This is a genomic window from Psychrobacillus sp. NPDC093180 (assembly GCF_044754065.1).
Classification (GTDB): Bacteria; Bacillota; Bacilli; order Bacillales_A; family Planococcaceae; genus Psychrobacillus.
In genome coordinates this window covers 1-1,802 of sequence record NZ_JBIVOJ010000029.1, presented here as the reverse complement: position 1 = coordinate 1,802, position 1,802 = coordinate 1, and the positions used below count along the sequence as shown (strand labels likewise).

The window sequence follows — 1,802 nt, the reverse complement described above, 5'->3', positions numbered from 1 at the left end:
ATACCCGCACTACCAGTCAGCTATACACTTCCGCCACTACGGCATGTTAGGGACTTTCACCCGTTAGAGAAAAGCGCTGCCAAGCGCACAAAAAAGAGATAAGCTTTAGCTTATCTCTTCTCGTTTGGTAATAATATTTTGTTTTTCTGTGAAAATTTGATACCGGTGGTCGGGGTCGAACCGACACATCCAGAGGATACGGGATTTTGAGTCCCGCGCGTCTGCCAATTCCGCCACACCGGCAAAATATAAGTATCAAAGTTTAATTTATAAAACTGGAGGCGGCAACCGGATTTGAACCGGTGATAAAGGTGTTGCAGACCTGTGCCTTACCACTTGGCTATGCCGCCGGAGGAAATAATGGAGCGGAAGACGAGGTTCGAACTCGCGACCCCCACCTTGGCAAGGTGGTGTTCTACCACTGAACTACTTCCGCAAATAAACTGGGGTACCTGGATTCGAACCAGGGCATGACGGAATCAAAATCCGTTGCCTTACCGCTTGGCTATACCCCAATGGGGCGACTGATGGGAATCGAACCCACGAATGTCGGAATCACAATCCGATGCGTTAACCACTTCGCCACAACCGCCATTATAAAATAAAAAAAGAGCTAACTCATTAGGAATATGGGGCGACTGATGGGAATCGAACCCACGAATGTCGGAATCACAATCCGATGCGTTAACCACTTCGCCACAACCGCCATTATTCAAGTTAACTTATTAATTGGCAGGGGCAGTAGGAATCGAACCCACATCAAAGGTTTTGGAGACCTCTATTCTACCGTTAAACTATGCCCCTAAAAACTGGTGGAGGGGGACGGATTCGAACCGCCGAACCCTAAGGAGCGGATTTACAGTCCGCCGCGTTTAGCCACTTCGCTACCCCTCCAAGAGTGGTGCCGGAGAAAGGACTTGAACCCTCAACCTACTGATTACAAGTCAGTTGCTCTACCAATTGAGCTACTCCGGCTTATTAATGGTGGCTCAGGACGGAATCGAACCGCCGACACAAGGATTTTCAGTCCTTTGCTCTACCGACTGAGCTACTGAGCCTCTTCGATTTACATTAAACATTGCACTTTTTTAGCTGCTAGTTCATTCGAAATCTTAATCTAATAATTTTAATTAAATGGCGGTCCCGACCGGGATCGAACCGGCGATCTCCTGCGTGACAGGCAGGCATGTTAACCGCTACACCACGGGACCATTTGGTTGCGGGGACAGGATTTGAACCTGTGACCTTCGGGTTATGAGCCCGACGAGCTACCGAACTGCTCCACCCCGCGATAATATTATACTTACTAATTTAACTTAATGGTGGAGGATGACGGGCTCGAACCGCCGACCCTCTGCTTGTAAGGCAGATGCTCTCCCAGCTGAGCTAATCCTCCGTTTAATGCTGGTTTTTTTAAGAAATAATGGTGACCCCTACGGGATTCGAACCCGTGTTACCGCCGTGAAAGGGCGGTGTCTTAACCGCTTGACCAAGGGGCCATTATGTATTAGAGAAGTTATCTGGCGGAGAGCAAGGGATTTGAACCCTTGAGACAGGGTTACCCGCCTACACGATTTCCAATCGTGCTCCTTCGGCCACTCGGACAGCTCTCCATTAATGGCTCCGAAGGTAGGACTCGAACCTACGACCGATCGGTTAACAGCCGATTGCTCTACCACTGAGCTACTTCGGAATATTTCTATGCCCAGCGACGTCCTACTCTCACAGGGGGAAACCCCCAACTACCATCGGCGCTGAAGAGCTTAACTTCCGTGTTCGGTATGGGAACGGGTGTGACCTCT

General features: G+C 49.5%; 16 tRNA genes and 1 rRNA gene. All 17 read right to left on the bottom strand.

Annotation, left to right across the window (positions count from 1 at the left end):
* Positions 1-160: 160 nt before the first annotated feature.
* Positions 161-243, bottom strand: a tRNA-Leu gene (locus tag ACIP9W_RS22425).
* Between the two features lie 33 nt (positions 244-276).
* Positions 277-350, bottom strand: a tRNA-Cys gene (locus ACIP9W_RS22420).
* Between the two features lie 11 nt (positions 351-361).
* Positions 362-436, bottom strand: a tRNA-Gly gene (locus tag ACIP9W_RS22415).
* A gap of 7 nt (positions 437-443) precedes the next feature.
* Positions 444-515 (bottom strand) — tRNA-Gln (locus ACIP9W_RS22410).
* A gap of 1 nt (position 516) precedes the next feature.
* Positions 517-592: transfer RNA gene (locus ACIP9W_RS22405), tRNA-His, on the bottom strand.
* A gap of 38 nt (positions 593-630) precedes the next feature.
* Positions 631-706 (bottom strand) — tRNA-His (locus ACIP9W_RS22400).
* Positions 707-730: 24 nt separating this feature from the next.
* Positions 731-804, bottom strand: a tRNA-Trp gene (locus tag ACIP9W_RS22395).
* 6 nt (positions 805-810) lie between these two features.
* Positions 811-894: transfer RNA gene (locus ACIP9W_RS22390), tRNA-Tyr, on the bottom strand.
* A 5-nt stretch (positions 895-899) separates the two neighbouring features.
* Positions 900-975, bottom strand: a tRNA-Thr gene (locus tag ACIP9W_RS22385).
* 7 nt (positions 976-982) lie between these two features.
* Positions 983-1,058, bottom strand: a tRNA-Phe gene (locus ACIP9W_RS22380).
* A gap of 77 nt (positions 1,059-1,135) precedes the next feature.
* A tRNA-Asp gene (locus ACIP9W_RS22375) sits at positions 1,136-1,211 on the bottom strand.
* Positions 1,212-1,214: 3 nt separating this feature from the next.
* Positions 1,215-1,291: transfer RNA gene (locus ACIP9W_RS22370), tRNA-Met, on the bottom strand.
* Between the two features lie 29 nt (positions 1,292-1,320).
* Positions 1,321-1,396 (bottom strand) — tRNA-Val (locus ACIP9W_RS22365).
* A 28-nt stretch (positions 1,397-1,424) separates the two neighbouring features.
* Positions 1,425-1,499: transfer RNA gene (locus ACIP9W_RS22360), tRNA-Glu, on the bottom strand.
* Between the two features lie 22 nt (positions 1,500-1,521).
* Positions 1,522-1,613, bottom strand: a tRNA-Ser gene (locus ACIP9W_RS22355).
* A gap of 5 nt (positions 1,614-1,618) precedes the next feature.
* A tRNA-Asn gene (locus ACIP9W_RS22350) sits at positions 1,619-1,693 on the bottom strand.
* Positions 1,694-1,703: 10 nt separating this feature from the next.
* Positions 1,704-1,802 (bottom strand): 5S ribosomal RNA (gene rrf / locus ACIP9W_RS22345); the annotation flags it as partial.